At 70.1% G+C, this 16,558-nt stretch carries 14 protein-coding genes; 4 read left to right on the top strand and 10 right to left on the bottom strand.

Annotation, left to right across the window (positions count from 1 at the left end):
- Positions 1-71: 71 nt before the first annotated feature.
- The 4 genes from Q9R33_RS19605 to Q9R33_RS19590 are packed head-to-tail and all read right to left on the bottom strand — an operon-like array spanning position 72 to position 4,728.
- A complete protein-coding gene (locus tag Q9R33_RS19605) occupies positions 72-1,463 on the bottom strand; it encodes a DUF222 domain-containing protein (protein WP_311294840.1) in 1,392 nt (463 codons plus the stop codon).
- A complete protein-coding gene (locus tag Q9R33_RS19600; RefSeq protein WP_311294839.1) occupies positions 1,460-2,029 on the bottom strand; it encodes a dihydrofolate reductase family protein in 570 nt (189 codons plus the stop codon). The genes Q9R33_RS19605 and Q9R33_RS19600 overlap by 4 nt, the downstream gene beginning before the upstream one ends.
- Positions 2,026-2,601, bottom strand: a complete 576-nt coding sequence (locus Q9R33_RS19595; protein WP_310251066.1) for a dihydrofolate reductase family protein — start codon at positions 2,599-2,601, stop codon at positions 2,026-2,028. Before Q9R33_RS19595 ends, Q9R33_RS19600 begins: the two co-directional genes overlap by 4 nt.
- A gap of 54 nt (positions 2,602-2,655) precedes the next feature.
- On the bottom strand, positions 2,656-4,728 hold the full coding sequence (locus Q9R33_RS19590; RefSeq protein ID WP_311294838.1) for a primary-amine oxidase: 2,073 nt from the start codon (positions 4,726-4,728) through the stop codon (positions 2,656-2,658).
- A gap of 156 nt (positions 4,729-4,884) precedes the next feature.
- Between Q9R33_RS19590 and Q9R33_RS19585 the strand changes: the two genes are divergently transcribed.
- Positions 4,885-5,736, top strand: a complete 852-nt coding sequence (locus Q9R33_RS19585) for a nitroreductase family protein (protein WP_311294837.1) — start codon at positions 4,885-4,887, stop codon at positions 5,734-5,736.
- A 177-nt stretch (positions 5,737-5,913) separates the two neighbouring features.
- On the opposite strand, the gene Q9R33_RS19580 is transcribed toward Q9R33_RS19585, so the two are convergent.
- From Q9R33_RS19580 to Q9R33_RS19560, 5 genes are all read right to left on the bottom strand, one after another.
- Entirely contained in the window at positions 5,914-6,444 is a 531-nt protein-coding gene (locus Q9R33_RS19580; protein ID WP_311294836.1) for an NAD(P)H-dependent oxidoreductase, read from the bottom strand.
- Between the two features lie 25 nt (positions 6,445-6,469).
- A complete protein-coding gene (locus Q9R33_RS19575; protein WP_311294835.1) occupies positions 6,470-7,822 on the bottom strand; it encodes an LLM class flavin-dependent oxidoreductase in 1,353 nt (450 codons plus the stop codon).
- A complete protein-coding gene (locus Q9R33_RS19570; RefSeq protein ID WP_311294834.1) occupies positions 7,819-9,207 on the bottom strand; it encodes an aminotransferase class I/II-fold pyridoxal phosphate-dependent enzyme in 1,389 nt (462 codons plus the stop codon). The genes Q9R33_RS19575 and Q9R33_RS19570 overlap by 4 nt, the downstream gene beginning before the upstream one ends.
- 126 nt (positions 9,208-9,333) lie before the next feature.
- Positions 9,334-10,332, bottom strand: a complete 999-nt coding sequence (gene corA, locus Q9R33_RS19565) for a magnesium/cobalt transporter CorA (RefSeq protein ID WP_310251049.1) — start codon at positions 10,330-10,332, stop codon at positions 9,334-9,336.
- A gap of 103 nt (positions 10,333-10,435) precedes the next feature.
- Positions 10,436-13,066: a penicillin-binding protein gene (locus Q9R33_RS19560; protein WP_311294833.1), complete on the bottom strand. Its 2,631-nt coding sequence runs from the start codon at positions 13,064-13,066 to the stop codon at positions 10,436-10,438.
- Between the two features lie 99 nt (positions 13,067-13,165).
- Here Q9R33_RS19560 and Q9R33_RS19555 point away from each other — a divergent pair, with 99 nt between their 5' ends.
- The 3 genes from Q9R33_RS19555 (at position 13,166) to Q9R33_RS19545 (ending at position 15,631) form a co-directional block, all read left to right on the top strand.
- A complete protein-coding gene (locus Q9R33_RS19555) occupies positions 13,166-14,134 on the top strand; it encodes a squalene cyclase (RefSeq protein ID WP_311294832.1) in 969 nt (322 codons plus the stop codon).
- Positions 14,135-14,195: 61 nt separating this feature from the next.
- Positions 14,196-15,119, top strand: coding sequence for a trypsin-like peptidase domain-containing protein (locus Q9R33_RS19550; protein WP_311294831.1), 924 nt, complete (start codon positions 14,196-14,198; stop codon positions 15,117-15,119).
- Positions 15,120-15,163: 44 nt separating this feature from the next.
- Positions 15,164-15,631, top strand: coding sequence for a hypothetical protein (locus tag Q9R33_RS19545; RefSeq protein WP_235560293.1), 468 nt, complete (start codon positions 15,164-15,166; stop codon positions 15,629-15,631).
- A 43-nt stretch (positions 15,632-15,674) separates the two neighbouring features.
- On the opposite strand, the gene Q9R33_RS19540 is transcribed toward Q9R33_RS19545, so the two are convergent.
- Positions 15,675-16,538 (bottom strand): serine hydrolase domain-containing protein, encoded by an 864-nt coding sequence (locus Q9R33_RS19540; protein ID WP_311294830.1) that lies wholly within the window; start codon positions 16,536-16,538, stop codon positions 15,675-15,677.
- Positions 16,539-16,558: the final 20 nt, after the last annotated feature.

Raw genomic sequence — 16,558 nt, 5'->3', positions numbered from 1 at the left:
ACGGATGCTGCAGCATCCGTCGCCCTTCCTGTCCGGGCGTGCGGGATCCCGGTGAGGCCGTCTGCCGTCGTTCAGAAGGGTGCTTCTGTGCCCAGCCCGTCGTCGATGCGGGGCCGGGGAGAGGGGCGCACCGTGAAGGTGGGGACTTTGCGCTCGGGTTGCACGACGTATCGACGCCCAGTCGGAGAGGTCCACGCCACAGCTCCGCCTGACCCCTCGATCTGCCGGACCTGCCAGTCGGTGTTGTCTTTCACCAGGTGGTGCCCCTTGCAGAACGGAAGGGTGTTGTCGAGGCACGTCTCGCCCTCGTCGACCCAGCGGATCTGGTGATCGATCTCGCACCGGGAAGCGGGCATCGAACAGCCGGGGCCCATGCATCGGTCGGCTCGCCATCTCACGAGTCTCTTCAACGGGGCTGGTGGCGGGTAGCTGTCGCGCCCGACCGAGAGGACCATCCCGGTCTCGGGGTGTGTGAGCACCCGCATCCACCGGCTACCACCTCCGCACAGTTCGCGGGCCTTGGACAGCGGGATCGGGCCGATGCCCTCCACGACGGGCGGGTCACCGGCATCGGCGAACTCGTCGTCGAGAAGGGCGAGGACCGGAACGGTGACGACCACCTGCGCCCGGATGCCGGACGCGGCCGCGGGGACGTGATCGGTAGACCCGTCGAGGAGGAGGTCGGTCGCAACGTCGGCGCGGAGCTGGTCGAGTGTGCGGGTCTCACCTTCGGCCTTGCGGATCGATTTCGCCATCTGTGTGAGCCGGCCGTGGATCGCGTGGATCTCCACGTCGGGTGCGAAGATCCACAGCCCGGACATTCCGTCCTCTCCACGTTCGACGGCGATGCGTCGTTGCGTGACCGCACGCTGGTGACGGTCTTCCAGGGTGGCGGCCTGGGCGCTGTCGATCAGGGCGCGCAGCGCCCGACGGAAGGTGCCCACCGGCTCCGACTCTGCCGACGGCATCGCTCGCTCCAGCAGTCTGTCGCGAAGCTCCGGCGGCGCCTCGTCGAGCAGGTCGGCGATGATCTCGGCGTGCTTCTCGGTGATCCGTCCCGAACTCAGGGCGTCGAGCGCCGCGGGATACCGGCGCACCAGCGCCTCGGCCAGAGTGATCAGCCGGCCGGCAGCGTACTCCGTGATCCGCATAGCTGCTGCCAGTTCGAGCCGGATCGACCGCTCGACGATGTCCCGGACTCCGTCGCCGCGGCCACTCGCCTCGCGAAGCAGTTCGCGCCGCATCGAGTCGATCCGCGTCACCCGCTGCGCCGCGAACACCGACATCATCGTCGCCGTCTCGACGACCAGGTCTACCGCGTCCGGCACGTGCGGAAAGCACACTTCGCCGATGTCATCCGCCCACACATCATCCCTGCTCTCGGCGGGAAGAGACGTTTCGGGCATGCTTCGAGTATAGAACAAATATTCGAATCTCGCCATACCCGGGACCGGTCGCGTCAAGCCGCTGCTCGCTTCGGCCGGTACCGCAGGGCGACCGCTCCCGATCGGAAGTCATGGCGATCCACGAGCTCGAGCGGGATGCGCTCGCGAAGACCGGCGAGCAGCGTCGGCCCGTGTCCGGCGACGATCGGCTGCACCACGAACACGTACTCGTCGATGAGTCCCAGATCCGCCAGCGCGAGGGGGAGCGTCACGCCACCTACGAAGAGACCCTTGCCTGGCTCTTGCTTCAGCCGGCGAACCCCTCGCCCCAGGTCGCCTCGCAGCAATTCGGCGTTCCAGTCGACGTCGCCGAGTGTGCTCGACACGACGTACTTCTTCGCTCGGTCGATGGTCTCGGCGAACGGGATCTCCCACGCTCTCATCCAGTCCGGCCACGTGCCCGTCGTCGGCTGCCGCCACGCCGACTCCATCATCTCGTAGGTCACCCTGCCGAAGATCAGGGCGTCGGCTCGTGCCATCTCCGCGGTCCAGTAGCGCATCGACTCCTCGTCGGGGGCGAGCCCCGCCTCGTGATGGCAGCAGCCGTCGAGTGTCACGTTGATCGCATATCGAAGTTGCCTCATCTCGTTCCCCTCCTGTCGGGGTCGTGCTGCACGTCGTACCTCACGTGCGTGATTCCCTTGGACGGGATCACGCGCGTCGGCTGCAGCCGGATGGGCGTGCTCGCAAGATGATCGAACAGCTTGACGCCCGAGCCGAGAAGGACTCCCGTGATCGCGAGCTCCACCGCGTCGACCGCGTCGGCTGCAAGGAGCTGTTGTGCCACGTCAGGGCTGCCCATGATGTAGACATCGCGGTCGCCTGCCGCCTGCATGGCCCGGGCGAGCGCATCTTCCGTGGAGTCCACGAAGGTGAAAAGGGAGCCATTCCTGAAAACCGGCTCGCGCGCCTCGTGCGTGGGCACGAAGACCGGCATCGGGAAGATGTCCTCGTCGCCCCAGGCCGCATCCCCCGCTCGGAGAGTGCGGGCGCCGAAGATGACCGCGCCGGCGCCCAGGAACTCGCGGCCCACCTGCGGATGCATCTCCATCGTCGGGTCTCCGAAGGCCCATCCGTGCAGCACGGACAGATCGTCGTCGGGACCCGTGGCGAATCCGTCGAGAGACATCGACGCGTAGAGCACGACTTGCGACATGACGGCAATGTATACGCTGTCCACATTTGTGTCCAGAGCCGCGTCCGGTTTCTGTCAGTGACCGCAGGCGCACCCCTCGCCCATGCCGCAGCCGCCGTCGACCGCGGCTCTGGCGGCCCGGGGACCCGCCGCGCCCGCAGCCCGATGACCGACCCCGTGCGCCTGGCTCGACTCGGGGACATCCATCGCGGGGTTCACATCGAGGAAGCCGTACGGCTTGAACCAGAAGCCGGCGTAGTCGACCGGCATGATGGGCCAGTCTTCGGGACGCGGGATGTGGGTGAGGCCGAACGTGTGCCACAGCACGAGGTCCTCGCCGTCGATCGAGCGGTCGTCGGCCGTGTAGGCCGGAAGTCCCGCACCGCCCCGGTGGGCGTTCGGGTAGCGGCCGGCGGGCCAGCGCTCGTCGTGGTCGTACGCGGTGCCCCACAGGTGCTTCGTCGCGAACGCGGCGCGCGCCGCCACCGACGAGGCAGGGTCCGCCATGAGCAGCGCGGTCGGCTGGGGGAGCAGGTGGTACGCGGTCGGCTTGCCCAGGTGGTTCGTCTTCGAGGCGCTGCGCACCTCCCACACCCGGGCGACCGACGTGTCGGCGATGCGCTGGGCCTCGGCCTCGGTGCGCAGCGGGGTCTCGGTCCAGGTGAAGGCGTTGCCGAACGGGTTCGCGTCGCCCATCGGGATGCGGGCGGCGTCGATCTCGACGAGCCGGTTGTCCTCGCCGTCGATCGCGACGTCGAGCCGCGCCGAGAACAGGTGCTGGTGCACCGGCGCGAACACGCCGGGCGCGATCTCGGGGGCATGCGGGTTCGTCGATCCCGGCACACCGCCGCCCACGAACACGATGCCCGTCGCCTTCGCCTCGAGCTGGATCGAGCCGTCGAGGTAGAAGTACCAGTAGAAGCCGTAGTCGTAGTTGCCGATCGTCGAGAAGTACGACACGACCAGGCGCCGCGACCGGCGCACGTGTGAGCCGACGGGACCCTGTTCGGTGTGCTTCCAGAGGATGCCGTAGTCCTCCTCGTGCATGCACACCACGTTCGGGATCCGCACGGCATGTCCGTGGTCGTCGGCGACGTGGCCGTCGAAGTACCGGATGACGCCGAGGCAGTCGCAGCCGAGCTCCAGGTGGTTGGCGTTCTTGCCGAGCAGGTACTCACCGGCGTCGAAGTAGCTGATCCAGAAGCGCGTGTTCGACGTGTCGCCGTAGGGCACGACCATCTCGGGCACGCTCGCGCGCGTCAGCACCGGACGGTCGTCGAACCGCACGTCGTGCAGCACGAGTCCCTCGCGGGCGTTGAAGTCGACGCGCATCGACCAGTTCTCCCACTCCACGCGGGACCCGGTCACGGCGAAGCTCGGGCCCTCGGGCTGAGTGATCTCGATCGGCTTGAGGCTGGTGCGGGCAGGACCCACGGCATCCGGGGTGTACTTCCCGCTTCCCGAGGGGACGGGCACGTCCCCTTCGTCCTCGATGCCGATGACCGCGTTCGACACGAGGTCGACGTGGACGATGAGGCCCTCGACCGGGTGCGCCCAGGGGATGTCGTCCTCACTGTCGCGCAGGAATGTGAGCGAGCGGATGACGCGGCGCCCGACCTCGTTCTCACGCCCCACGAACCCGGGCGCCAGCGGCGAGCAGAACGCGAGGTCGATGCGGTCCGCGAGGCCGCGGCGCGTCATCGCGGCGCGCCACTCGGGCGAGGCCTTCACGATCTCCGCCGCGCGGTCGTACTCCTCGAACAGGTACTGCGGCTGGCCGTACGGTGCCCGCGACGGGTCGAGCTCGCGTTTCGCGACCACCGCCTCGCGCGAGACGGACACGATCGCCTCGACGAGCGCGCCTGTCGCAGCATCCATCAGCGTCACGTCCACGCGACGGTCGAAGGGCTCGCCGGGCGACCAGGCGGCGAGCTCGTCCTTGGTCGGCTCGTCGGGCAGCAGCATCGGCACCCGCACCGTGTCGCCGAGGAGGCCCGCCGACACGAGGATCCCGCGGGCCGCCTCGATCTCGTCCGCGGTGAGCGGATCGAGCGGATGCCGCGGCTCGGCCTTCCTCACGGCAGTCACCGGAATGAGGTCCGGGTTGTCGTGGGGCTGGGTGGGCGCGTCGTGCGGGTGCGCAGGCATGGGGCCTCCTTCATATCCGCCCCCACTCTTCCGCTCGCGGGCGCCGGTGTCTTGACCCGGTGCGCAGGAAGCGTGACTGCGGGCGCGACGGAGTCACGTTGCGGCGTGTTTCGGTGCGACATGAGGCGGCGGCGGCCGATGGGCGACACTCGGCGCATGGCCGTCATCCCCCTCACCACAGACCCCGCGGTCATCGATGCCGCACTCATCGCCCATCGGCGCTACGGCGATGCGGACCTCGGGGTCGCGCTGCGAGTCGACGACGCGGGAGTGATCCCGCTGCTCCTCGCGCATCGGTCTGTGCGCGCGTTCGCAAGCGCGCCGCTCGACGACGCCGTGGTCGACACCCTGGTCGCCGCGGCGCAGTCCGCGTCGACGTCGTCGAACCTCCAGTCCTGGAGCGTCGTCGTCGTGCGGGATCCGGCCCATAAGGACGCCGTCGCGACGCTCGCCGGCGACCAGCAGTTCATCCGTGACGCTCCGCTGTTCCTCGTGTTCGTCGCCGATTGGGCACGCGGCGTGGGCCTCGCGCGGGGCCGGGGCGAGGCATCCGAGGGCATCGGCTTCCTCGACAGCACGCTCGTCGCGACGGTCGACGCCGCCATCGCGGCGCAGAACACGATCGTCGCGGCGGAGGCGCTCGGCCTCGGCGCGGTGTTCGTGGGAGCAGTCCGCAACAACCCGGGGGAACTCGCGGAGCTTCTGGGGCTTCCCGCGGCATCGTTCCCCGTGGTGGGCGTGGCGATCGGGGAGCCCGCGGCGGACGACATGTCGGAGATCAAGCCGCGCCTTCCGCAGGCCGTCGTACGTCACGATGAGCGGTACCGCGTGGCCGATCGCGAGGCGCTCGAGGTCTACGACCGGACGCTCCGCGGGTTCAACGCGTCCCAGGGGCGGACGGGCGGCTGGATCGAGTCCGTCGTCGCTCGCGTGCGCAGCCGAAGCGCCCTGCACGGCCGGGATCGCCTGCGCGGCGTGCTCACCGAGCGCGGCCTGCCGTCGGACTGAGGGGCCTCGACCGAGCATCCCCCGCGCAGTCGGCCCTTCGCGTCACATCCAGGTTCGGACGCGGCAGCGAGGGCCGACTCGGTGTGCGGGCGCGTGTGTCACGCCGGGTCCGGACGCGGCAGCGCGGGCCGACCGAACCGGCTCGCGCCTGGCCGACTCACGCCGGGCAGGACCGGATCAGCCGACGCGCACCGGCTCGACCGGCGAGCCGAGGGCGGGAGCCAGTCGGGGCCATTCGGCCTCGAGCCACGACGCCACGATCTCTTCGCGGCGATCGGTGTCGCCGGCGGGGAACGCGATACCGCGGGTCGGGGTCGAGGCCCCGAGCTCGACGAGCAGCGGGCGAAGCCCGTGCTCGACGGCCAGCGCGTGGCCGGGACCGCCGATCGTGAGAAGCGGCACCGCGGTCACCCCTGCGAGACCGTTCGCGCCGTAGCGGTCGAGGAACGCCTTGAGCAGCCCGGTGTAGGTCGCCTTGTAGGTGGGGCTCGCGACGATGAGCACGTCGGCGCTCGCGACCCGTTCGAGCAGCGCGTCGATCTCGGCGTCGGGGAAGCGGAAGAGAGAGCCGGCCACGTCGGCCACGTCGATCGTCGGCTCGACCACGGCACCGCCGCGGTCGGCGAGCTGGCGGGCGACCTCCTCCGCCACCAGCCGGGTGCGCGAGGCGGACTGCGGGTTGCCGACGAGGACGACGATCGATGACATGGGCGTTCCCTTTCAGACGGGGGGCTCAGAAGGCGGACAGGTTGGCGCGCAGACCGCCGTCGACGTACTCGGAGCGCAGGATTCCGCGACGGCGCAGGATCGGCACGAGCTCGTCGAGAGCGCGATGGATCGTCACGGGGTGGAGGTCGCCCGAGAAGATGACGCCGTCGTTGTCGGCGTCATCGCCGAGCGCCTCGATGACGTCGGCGATCTCGTCGGCCGTGCCGACGGTCCCGCCGATGCCGTCGGTGACGTCGGTGACCCGGCCGAGGCGCGCCTTGCCGGTGAGGATGTCGCGCAGCGGCACGCCGTCGAACGAGTCGAACGTTCCCTGGAGGCCCCGGATGGTGCCCTTCGAGACGTGCTCGCCGAAGACCGCCGGGTCGAGCGGGCGATCGAGGTCGAGCGCCGTGAGGTCGGTCTCGAGGTCGCTCGACCACGCTTCCGCGACCTCCCGCAGCGTCGCCTCGTCGGGCGAGGCGGACGCCGCGACGATGCGATCGGCTTCTTCTCGGCTCGCCGCGACGATGGGCTTGAAGACGAACAGCACCTTGATGTCGGAGGGATCGCGGCCGTTCTCGGCTGCGGCGGCGTGCACGCGAGCGCGGTACGAGCGGATGCTGTCGGCATCGAGGTTCGACAGCGCCAGCTGGATCTGCGAGTTCGCGCCGGCGAAGCCGATGCCGCGCGGCGATCCGCCGGGCGACGCGACGATCGGGTCCCCGCTCTCGCCGTTCGGCCCTGACGGCAGCGGCTCGGCGTTCAGCGGCCCATCGAAGGAGAAGTACTCGCCGCGGTGCTGCACGGCGGAGATCTGGGAGCCGTCCGCGTAGATCTGCGACGTCGGGTCGGCGATGAGTGCCCCGTCGCCCCAGCTGTGCCACAGCAGGCGCAGCGCGTCCAGCCACTCCTGGGCGCGATCGTAGGCGGCGTCGTGCGACAGGCGCTCGAGCCCGAAGTGGTGGGCGCTGCCCACGTCGGTGACCACGTTGAGTCCGAGGCGGCTCGAGCTCAGGTGCTGCAGCGACGCGAACTGTCGCGCGGCGAGATACGGCGGGTAGGCGCCGGCGTTCACGGTGGGGATGACGCCGAGGTGCCGCGTCGCCGCGAACAGGTACGGCGCGAGCGTCCACGGGTCGTGCTTCGGACCGCCGTACGCCTTGCGCACGCGCAGGTTCAGCGTCTCGGGGGTGATGCCCACCGACAGTGCGTCCTCGATGAGCACGAAGTCGAAGCCCGCTTGCTCGAGGTCGCGCGCGGACTGCTGGTAGAGGTCGGGCTTCTGCCAGGCGTAGTTCCACTCGTAGGAGGGGCGGCCCCAGCCGTGCGGGCCGAAGCCGCGCGAGAGGAACCAGCCGAAGTGCTGCTGACGGGTCATGACGCTCCCACGGTGCTCAGAAGGTCGGCGGCCGCTGCGGCGGCCAGGGCGTGGTCGAGATCGGCGATGAGGTCGTCGGCGTCTTCGAGGCCGATCGACAGGCGCAGCAGGCCGGGGCCGATGCCGCGCGCGGCGAGCTGCTCGTCGTCGCGCAGAACGTGCGTGGTGGTGGCCGGGTGCAGCACGAGCGACCGCACGTCGCCGAGGTGCGTCATCCGTGTGAACAGCCGCAGCGCGTCCGTGAACGCTCGCGCGGCCTCGCGGCCGCCGTGGAGGGTCACGGCGAACACCGATCCCTGGCCGTGCGGCAGGTAGCGCTGCGCGAGTGCGTGGTGCGGGCTCGACTCGAGTCCGCTGTAGTCGACCGACCCGACGCCGGGGTGCTGCTCGAGCCAGCGGGCGATGGTCAGCGCGGTCGCGGACTGCCGCTGCACCCGCAGCGACAGCGTCTCGACGCCCTGCAGGATCAGGAACGCATTGAGGGGCGACGGCGCGGGGCCGAATCGCATCGCGACGCGTCGGGCGAACTCCAGGAATGCGGTGCGCGGCGCCCGCTCGGCATAGGTGAGCCCATCCCGTCCGCGTTCCCGTGCGAGCTGGGGGTATGCGTCGGCGTGCGCGGCCCACGCGAACGTGCCACCGTCGACGACCACTCCGCCGAGCACGGTGCCATGGCCCGCGAGGAACTTGCTGGCCGAGTGCACGACGATGTCGGCGCCGTGCTCGAGTGGGCGCAGCAGATACGGCGTCGCGAGCGTGTTGTCGACCACCAGCGGCACGCCGTACCGGTGCGCCACCGCGGCGAGCCCGGCGACGTCGAGCACGTCGTTCTTCGGATTGGGGATCGATTCCGCGAACACGAGCTTCGTACGAGGACGGATGCCGCGGCCCCACGCCGCGAGGTCGTTCGGGTCGTCGACGAAATCGACGACGACGCCGAAGCGCGCGAGGTCGTCGCGCAGCAGTTCGCGAGTGCCCTCGTAGATGCTCGACGACGCCAGTACGTGGTCGCCCGCCGAGACGAGCGACAGGACCGTCGTGGTCACGGCCGCCTGACCGCTGGCGACGAGGAGCGCGCCGACGCCGGATTCGAGGTCGGCGACGCGCTGCTCGACGGCGACGTTGGTCGGGTTGCCGACCCTCGTGTAGCTGAACCCGTCGTCGGTGCCGGCGAACCTGGCGTGCGCCTGGTCGAAGTCCTCGAACTCGAATCCCGCCGTCAGGTAGATCGGTGTCGCGCGCGGCCGATGCGGACCCGCCGGACGGTCGCCCGCGTGCAGCTGACGGGTCGCGAAGCCGAGGCTCGCCTGGGGCAGGCCTCCTGACCGGAACGCGTCGTCGACGGGCGCCGCAGGTTCGGGCGCGGACGGGGCGTTCTCGGGCATGGGGTCACGCTAGGCGCATCGTTGCTCGCGCTCCCGCGTCCCCGTCATCCGGCGTCCCCGGACGACACGCGGCGTCATCCGAACACCCCGCGCTACGGCGCCTTCCGCGCCCCGCTGATCTCTGTTTCAGAGCCAGTGGCGCTTGCGGAACACCCAGTAGAGGGTGAGGCTCGTCGCGGCCATCAAGCCGAGCGCCATGGGGTAGCCGAGCGGCCATGCCAGTTCCGGCATGTATTCGAAGTTCATGCCGTAGATCGTGCCGACCAGCGTCGGGCCGAACAGGATCGCGGCCCAACCGGAGATCTTCTTGACCTGCTCGTTCTGGACGAGCGCCGTATCGGTCTGGCGCTGCGTCACGATCGTCGCGTTGACGGTGAGGGCGTTGTCGAGGATCAAGCGGAACGCCGAGGCCTTGTCGATGATGCGCAGCGCGTGATCGTGCACATCACGGAGCGACCGCTGCAGCTCGAGGTCGACCTCGTACTTCGGTGCACCGCGCTGCAGCGACTCGAGCATGTCGGCGAGGGGAGTGACCGCGCGCTGGAGCATGATCACCTCGCGGGACAGGTCGTAGATGCGCTTGGAGAGCGACACGCCCCCGTGCTCGAACAGCGCGTCCTCGATCTCGTCGATGTCGTTCTCGACGCCCTCGATGACCGGCGTGTACTCGTCGACGACCTCGTCGAGGATCGCGTAGAGCACGGCCTCCGGCCCCAGCGCGAGCAGCTCGGGCTCCTGCTCCATCCGTCGGCGGACGCGGCTGAGATCGGGGGACTCCGCATGCCGGATCGTCACGATGAAGTCGGGGCCGACGAACACGTGCAGCTCGCCGAAGTCGACGGTCTCGGTCTCGTCGATGTAGCGCGCGGGCCGCAGCACGACGAAGAGGATGTCGCCGTAGCGCTCCAGCTTCGCGCGCTGATGGCCGGTGAGCGCGTCCTCGACCGCGAGGGGGTGCAGGGCGAACTCGTCGGCGACCTGCGCGATCTCCTCCGGGGTCGGGCGGAACAGCCCGATCCACGCCATCCCGTGCTGGGCGCGGGTGTACTCGAAGGTCTCGGCAAGGCTCGACGGATTCTCGATCCGCTTACCGGCGACGTACACGCCGTTGTCGACGATGGGCATCAGACGATTCTCCTCGGCACGTGGCTAGGTGGGCAACGATCCTCACGATTCCGTGACGAGCGTGGATGCCGCGCCGCAGCGTCCGTCGTCACGAGGCGTGGGATCAGCCGCCGTCGCCGTTGCCACCTCCGCTGTTCCCGTTGCCGTTGCCGTTGCCGTTGCCGTTGCCCGTCTCGCCGTTGCCGGTCCCGCCGTTGCCGGTCTCACCGTTGCCGTTGCTCTCGCCGTCGCCCGGGTCGGAGGCAGCCGGGCCGGCGCTGGGATGGATCGTGACGGTCGCGCCGGCGGTGGCCCGGCCCGCGCCGGGATCCTGGTTCGCGACGAGCCCGGCCGTGACCTCCGACTCGACGGTGCCGCCGACCTGCACGGCGAACCCCGCCGCCTCGAGCCGGCTCCGGGCATCCGCGATGCTCAGTCCCGTGACGTCGGGGACCGTGGCCTGCGAAGTCTTGGTCAGCTGCGGGTCGGGGCTCGGGAAGGCGTCCCCTCCGTAGGCGTCGTTCGCTGCGGCCTGCACCGCCCGGCCGATGCGATAGCGGATGTCCGACAGCCGGGTGCCGTCGTGCCAGGTGTTGAAGACGTCTCCGCCGCCCTCCACGTTGCCCGCCCACGTCGCCGTCGTCACCTTGGTGCTCGACTCGATCATCCAGGTCTGCCATGCCTCGTGGGTGCCGGTCTTGCCGAGGAGAGGGGTGCCGTCGCCGGGGTTGCCGGCGGCTCCTGTTCCTCCGGAGGCCATCACGCCCTGCAGTGCGTAGGCGGCGGTCGCCGCGATGCTCGGGTCCAGGGCCGGGGTGCACGAGCGTGCGGGCTTCGCGATCTCGGTGCCCGCAGCATCCGTCACCCGATCGATGACCTGCGGCTGGCAGTAGGTGCCGCCGTTGGCGACGGTGGCGTAGGCGGCGGCCATCGCGATCGGCGAGACCTGGGCCGTGCCGATGACGGAGTTGAGGCTGTCCATCGAGATCGGCGTGCCGTCGCTCTGCGTGACGCCGAGCTTCGCCGCCACGTTCTGGATGTCGCAGAGGTCGAGCTTCTCCGCCATCGCGAAGTATCCGGTGTTCAGCGAAGCCGCGGTGAACTGCAGGGGCGTGCCGACGCGGCCAGCCGCCTTGCCGAAGTTGTTGACGAGGGTGTTCGACGTGTTGTCCCAATCGCCGTCGCACGAGTTGGTGAGGTGCGTGAAGACCCGCAGCCGCCCGTCGAGGGTCTCATTCACCGAGTGTCCCTGCTCGAGCCAGTCGAGGAGGGTGAACAGCTTGAAGGTCGAGCCGGCGCTGAAGCCCGTGGATCCGCCCACCGAGGGATCCCCGGCGAAGACGAGCGAGGAGTAGTCGGGATCGTCATCGGCGGCCGCGTCCTCGCCGTACTTCGTGTTCTGCGCGATCGCGAGGATGCGACCCGTGGATGCCTCGATGCTCACGGTCGTGGAGCCGAAGCGTCCCGTCGACGCGCCAGGGGACGTCGGCATGGTGGCCGAAGCGGGCGCGTACTGCGTCATCGCGGCCTCGGCGGCGGTCTGCACACGCGAGTCGAGGGTCGTGTAGACGTTCAGGCCGCCGCGCTGGAGGGTCTGCAACCGGTCGGTCGCGGTCTCGCCGAAGGCGGGGTCGCTCAGGATCACGTCCTTCACGTACTCGCAGAAGTACGCCGCCCCGCCCGCCGCGGCGCACCCCGTGACCGTCGGCGTGATGGCCGGCGTGATCGGCTCGATCGCGGCGGCGACGTACTCGTCGTGCGTGATCTTGCCGTCGTCGAGCATGCGGTTCAGCACATAGAGCTGGCGCACCTTCGTCGAGGTGTATCCATCGGCCGCGGCGAGCTTCTGCTCTTCGGTGATCTCGCCCGACGTCACCAGCGCGTCGAGCGCCCCGAGCTTCGCGCCGTCCTCGATGGCGCCGTCCGGCGCCTTGTTGAGGGTCGTGCCGTCGGATGTCGTGATCGAGCCGGCGGGGCGATCGATCCGGTAGCTGTTGGGGTTCTGCACCATGCCGGCGAGGGTCGCCGCCTGTGCGACGGTCAGGTTCGCGGCGGTCGTTCCGAAGTAGTAGCGCGCGGCCGCTTCGACGCCGTAGGTGGTGCCGCCGAAGTTGGCGATGTTGAGATAGCCGAGCAGGATCTCGTCCTTGGAGTACTCCTGCTCGAGCGCGATCGCGTATCGCATCTCCTGCAGCTTGCGTTCGATGCCGGCCGTGCCGGAGGACGTGGTGGCCTCGGACCAGCAGTCGTACTTGGCCTGCTGCGTCTTCGCGGTCGCCTCGCACTGCTGCACGAGGACGTTCTTGACGTACTGCTGACTGATGGTCGACCCGCCCTGGGTCTCGCCGCCGCCCTCGAGGTTCGACAGCACAGCCCGGGTCGTGCCGATGATGTCGACGCCGCCGTGGTCGTAGTAGCGCGGGTCCTCGCTCGACAGGATCGCGTCGTACATCGCCGACGAGACCTGGTCGTAGGCGACCGGCGTGCGGTCCTGCTCGAGGAACTGCGCCAACAACTGCTCCTCACCCGTGTCGGGGTCGGTGGCGTAGAAGTTGCTCGGCACCATCAGCTGGTCGATCTGGAGCGTGCTCGGCAGGTTGTCGAACAGCGTGATCGCCTGCGATGCGGCGGCGCCCGTGAGGGCGACCGCCGGGGTGACGGTGGCGGCCACGAGGACTCCGGTCAGGGCGCTGAGGCCGAGCAGCCCGGCGAGACCGCCGAGGAATCCGCTCGCCCGTCTTCGGGATTCGGGCATGCGGTCGAGCGTAGGAAGCGGGCCTGGGCGGTTCTGGTGACGAAGCTATGCGCCAGGTGGACGCCGCGGACTGTCGGCAGGTGCGACTAACCTGCCCGCATGACCATCGATCAGGATCTGCTCGACTGGCTGCTCGACTCCGACCCGGCGCTGCGCTGGCAGGTCGAGCGCGATCTCGCCGGGGCTCCGCCCGAGGTCTGGCAGGCGACGCGCGCGCGTGTGGCGACCGAGGGTTTCGGAGCGCGACTGCTCGCCGAGCAGGGCGCCGACGGCCAGTGGGCCGGAGGGGCGTTCTTCCCCGCGGGCTTCTTCGGCAGTGCCGAACAGGACGAGCCCGGTCAGCCCTGGGTGGCGACGACCTGGGTGCTGAAGGACCTCCGCGAGTGGGGCGTCGACGCGACGGTGCTCGACGGCACCGCGGAGAAGATCGCCGCGAACAGCCGGTGGGAGTACGAGGACCTGCCGTACTGGGGCGGCGAGGTCGACGTCTGCATCAACTCGTACACGCTGGCGAGCGGCGCGTGGCTCGGCGCCGACGTCTCGCGGCTGGTCGCCTGGTTCCCCGAACATCGCCTGGCCGACGGCGGCTGGAACTGCGAGGCCGAGGAGGGCGACTCGGTGCGCTCGTCCTTCCACTCGACGCTCAACGCGGCGCGCGGCATCCTCGCGTACGAGCGCATCACGGGCGACACGAGCATGCGCGACGCCCGCCACGGCGGCGAGGAGTACCTCCTCTCACGCCACCTGATGAACCGCGCGACGACTGGTGAGGTCGTGGGCCCGTTCGTCACGCGGTTCGTGTACCCCAACCGGCACCGCTACAGCGCGCTGGTCGCCCTGGACCACTTCCGCGACGCCGGACTGCTCGAAGGCACGCCGCCCGACCCCCGTCTGGCCGACGCCGTCGAGGTCGTGCGCGCCGCCCGGCAGCCCGACGGCACGTGGCTGCAGACCACCCCGCTTCCCGGCCGCACCTGGTTCGACGTCGACGTCGCCGAGGGCGAGCCGTCGAAGTGGCTCACGCTGGTCGGCACACGGGTGCTGGATTGGTGGGATGCCTCGGCCTGAGGTGCCTTCCGCCTTCGGCGAACTTCCGCCGCAGCGTCCGTGACGGGTCGACACTGGTTTCGTGGACGACCAGGAGGCGCTCGATGCCTACTCCTCGACGGTGATGCGCGTCGCGCAGATCGTGCTGCCGTCCGTCGCCGCGGTGAGCGTGCGCACGCGGCAGGGTGCGGGCGCGGGCAGCGCATCGGTCATCACCTCGGAGGGGCACCTGCTCACGAGTGCGCACGTCGTCGAGGGTGCGATCGGCCTGGAGGTCGCGTTTCCGGACGGCACGGTGGCGGCAGCATCCGTCATCGGCGCCGATCCGCTGTCGGACCTCGCCGTGCTGCGCGCGGACGTCGACACCCCGCCCCCGCTGACGATGGGGGATGCCTCGAAACTCGGCGTCGGGCAGCTCGTCGTGGCGCTCGGCAACCCGCGGGGATTCTCGGGCAGTGTGACGGCGGGGATCGTGTCGGCGCTCGGCCGTTCGCTCCCGACGCGGTCGGGCCGGGTGATCGACGAGGTCATCCAGACGGACGCGGCCCTGAACCCCGGCAACAGCGGCGGAGTGCTCGCCGACAGTGCCGGCCGCATGGTGGGTGTGAACACCGCCGTCGCCGGGGTGGGACTCGGACTCGCGGTGCCGATCAACGCCACGACCCGCGAGATCATCGACACCCTGCGGGCGTCGGGCCGCGTGCGGCGCGCCTGGCTCGGCATCGCCGGTTCGACGGTGCCGCTCGGCCCCGACGTCGCGGCGAAGGCCGGATCGCGGGTCGGGATGCAGGTGGTCTCGGTGGTGCCCGAAAGTCCGGCCGCCGTGGCCGGCGCGCGTGTCGGCGACATCGTGCTGTCGCTCGACGGCGTCACGATCGCCGACCCGACGGCGCTGCAGCGGCACATGGTCGAGGGCGCGATCGGCCGCCGCATGGAGATGACCCTGTGGCGCAACGGCGCGCTGGTCGACGTGGTGGTGCTGCCGCAGGAACTCCGGGTGCGCTGACCTGCGTGGATCTACGCTGTGACTGTCTGAGGGAAGGAGTCGCCGTGTCGACGTATGACGAGCACCTGTCTCACGCCCACGTTCCGGGACCGGGTGAGTCGAGCATCCCCGAGCTCGAGTTCGACGAGACGATCCCGCCGCGCCCGGAGGAAGAAGTGGCCGACGTCGCCCGGGCGGAGCCGGACGTCGCGGACCACAGCCATCATCGGAACATCGTCCGCGTGTGGCGTGGAGTGATCCGCACGGTGGACCGCGACGAGTACGTCGACTACGTCGAGCGGACGGGCATCGAGGAGTACCGCGCACTTCCTGGGAACAAGGACGCCTGGACGCTGACGCGTGACCTCGCCGACGGCCTGACGGAGATCCTGACGGTCTCGCGATGGGACAGTCTGGACAGCATCCGAGGATTCGCGGGCGACGACGTCGACAGGGCGGTGTACTACCCGGAGGACGACCGGTTCCTCGTCGAGAGGGACGACACCGTGCGCCACTACGTGCAGCGCAGCTGAACTCTGCCGGCCGACGCCTCCGGCGCTGGTTGCTCGCGGCGCTTCAGCCGTGAACGGCCTCGACGACGAAGGCGGCCATGCGGTCGGCGCCGAAGTGGTCTTCGGCGGTGATCGTCACGACCGCGTGGCCCGCGAAGATGAGCAGCTGGCCGTAGGCGCCGTGGAGGCGCCAGGCCTCGCCAGGGCCGCGCCAGCCCGCGAGTGCGTAGCCGTCGTAACCAGGGTTCTCGCCGGCGACCACCCAGTCGGAGTGCATCGCCTCGATCCACTCCGGTGACACGAGCTGCCGTCCCTCCCACCTGCCGCGCTCTCGGATGAGCCGCCCGATGCGGGCCAGTTCGTCGGTGCGCAGGGGGAGGCCGCCGCCCGCGACGATGCGACCGTTCGGGCAGCGCTCCCACTCGACGTCGGCGATGCCCAGCGGCGCGAACAGGCGCGGACCGAGATAGTCGGCGACATCGCCCACTCGCTCGGCGAGCACGCGCATCGCCGTGTAGGTGCTGGCGTTCGAGTACTGGAACACCCTCCCGCGGGAGGGGCGCCGGAGGAACTCCGCGGCGAGGTCGGGCCAGTCGGTCATCATCGTCTCGGACCAGGGCAGATCGATGCCGCTCGTCATCGTCAGCAGATGGCGGAGGGTGACCCCGTCGACGCCCTCGCCGAGATCAGCAGCGGGCAGGTATGTCGCCACGGGAGCGTCGAGCGAGATCAGCCCCTCGTCGGCGGCGATACCCGCGGCGATCACGCAGACGCCCTTCGCGGCGGAGTGGATGTCTTCGCGCACATCAGCGGTCCACCGGTGCTCGGCGACGTCATCACCGATGAGGACATGCAGGCCATGCGCCCGGAACCCCGAGGCGTCCGCCTCGAGCACGATGCGGTCGGCGATGGACTGGGCGCGGGTCACGTTCTCCAGTCTGCCTGCCC

Source organism: Microbacterium sp. PRC9 (assembly GCF_031844125.1).
GTDB lineage: Bacteria > Actinomycetota > Actinomycetes > Actinomycetales > Microbacteriaceae > Microbacterium.
Note: the sequence above shows the minus strand (reverse complement) of the source record. Positions and strands in the feature narration are given on the sequence as shown.

Coding starts and splice junctions, on each gene's coding strand:
- Q9R33_RS19590 (WP_311294838.1), bottom strand. CDS start 4,728: ATGCCTGCGCACCCGCACGACGCGCCCACCCAGCCCCACGACAACCCG.
- Q9R33_RS19595 (WP_310251066.1), bottom strand. CDS start 2,601: ATGTCGCAAGTCGTGCTCTACGCGTCGATGTCTCTCGACGGATTCGCC.
- Q9R33_RS19555 (WP_311294832.1), top strand. CDS start 13,166: ATGACCATCGATCAGGATCTGCTCGACTGGCTGCTCGACTCCGACCCG.
- Q9R33_RS19585 (WP_311294837.1), top strand. CDS start 4,885: ATGGCCGTCATCCCCCTCACCACAGACCCCGCGGTCATCGATGCCGCA.
- Q9R33_RS19575 (WP_311294835.1), bottom strand. CDS start 7,822: ATGACCCGTCAGCAGCACTTCGGCTGGTTCCTCTCGCGCGGCTTCGGC.
- Q9R33_RS19570 (WP_311294834.1), bottom strand. CDS start 9,207: ATGCCCGAGAACGCCCCGTCCGCGCCCGAACCTGCGGCGCCCGTCGAC.
- Q9R33_RS19560 (WP_311294833.1), bottom strand. CDS start 13,066: ATGCCCGAATCCCGAAGACGGGCGAGCGGATTCCTCGGCGGTCTCGCC.
- corA (WP_310251049.1), bottom strand. CDS start 10,332: ATGCCCATCGTCGACAACGGCGTGTACGTCGCCGGTAAGCGGATCGAG.
- Q9R33_RS19580 (WP_311294836.1), bottom strand. CDS start 6,444: ATGTCATCGATCGTCGTCCTCGTCGGCAACCCGCAGTCCGCCTCGCGC.
- Q9R33_RS19600 (WP_311294839.1), bottom strand. CDS start 2,029: ATGAGGCAACTTCGATATGCGATCAACGTGACACTCGACGGCTGCTGC.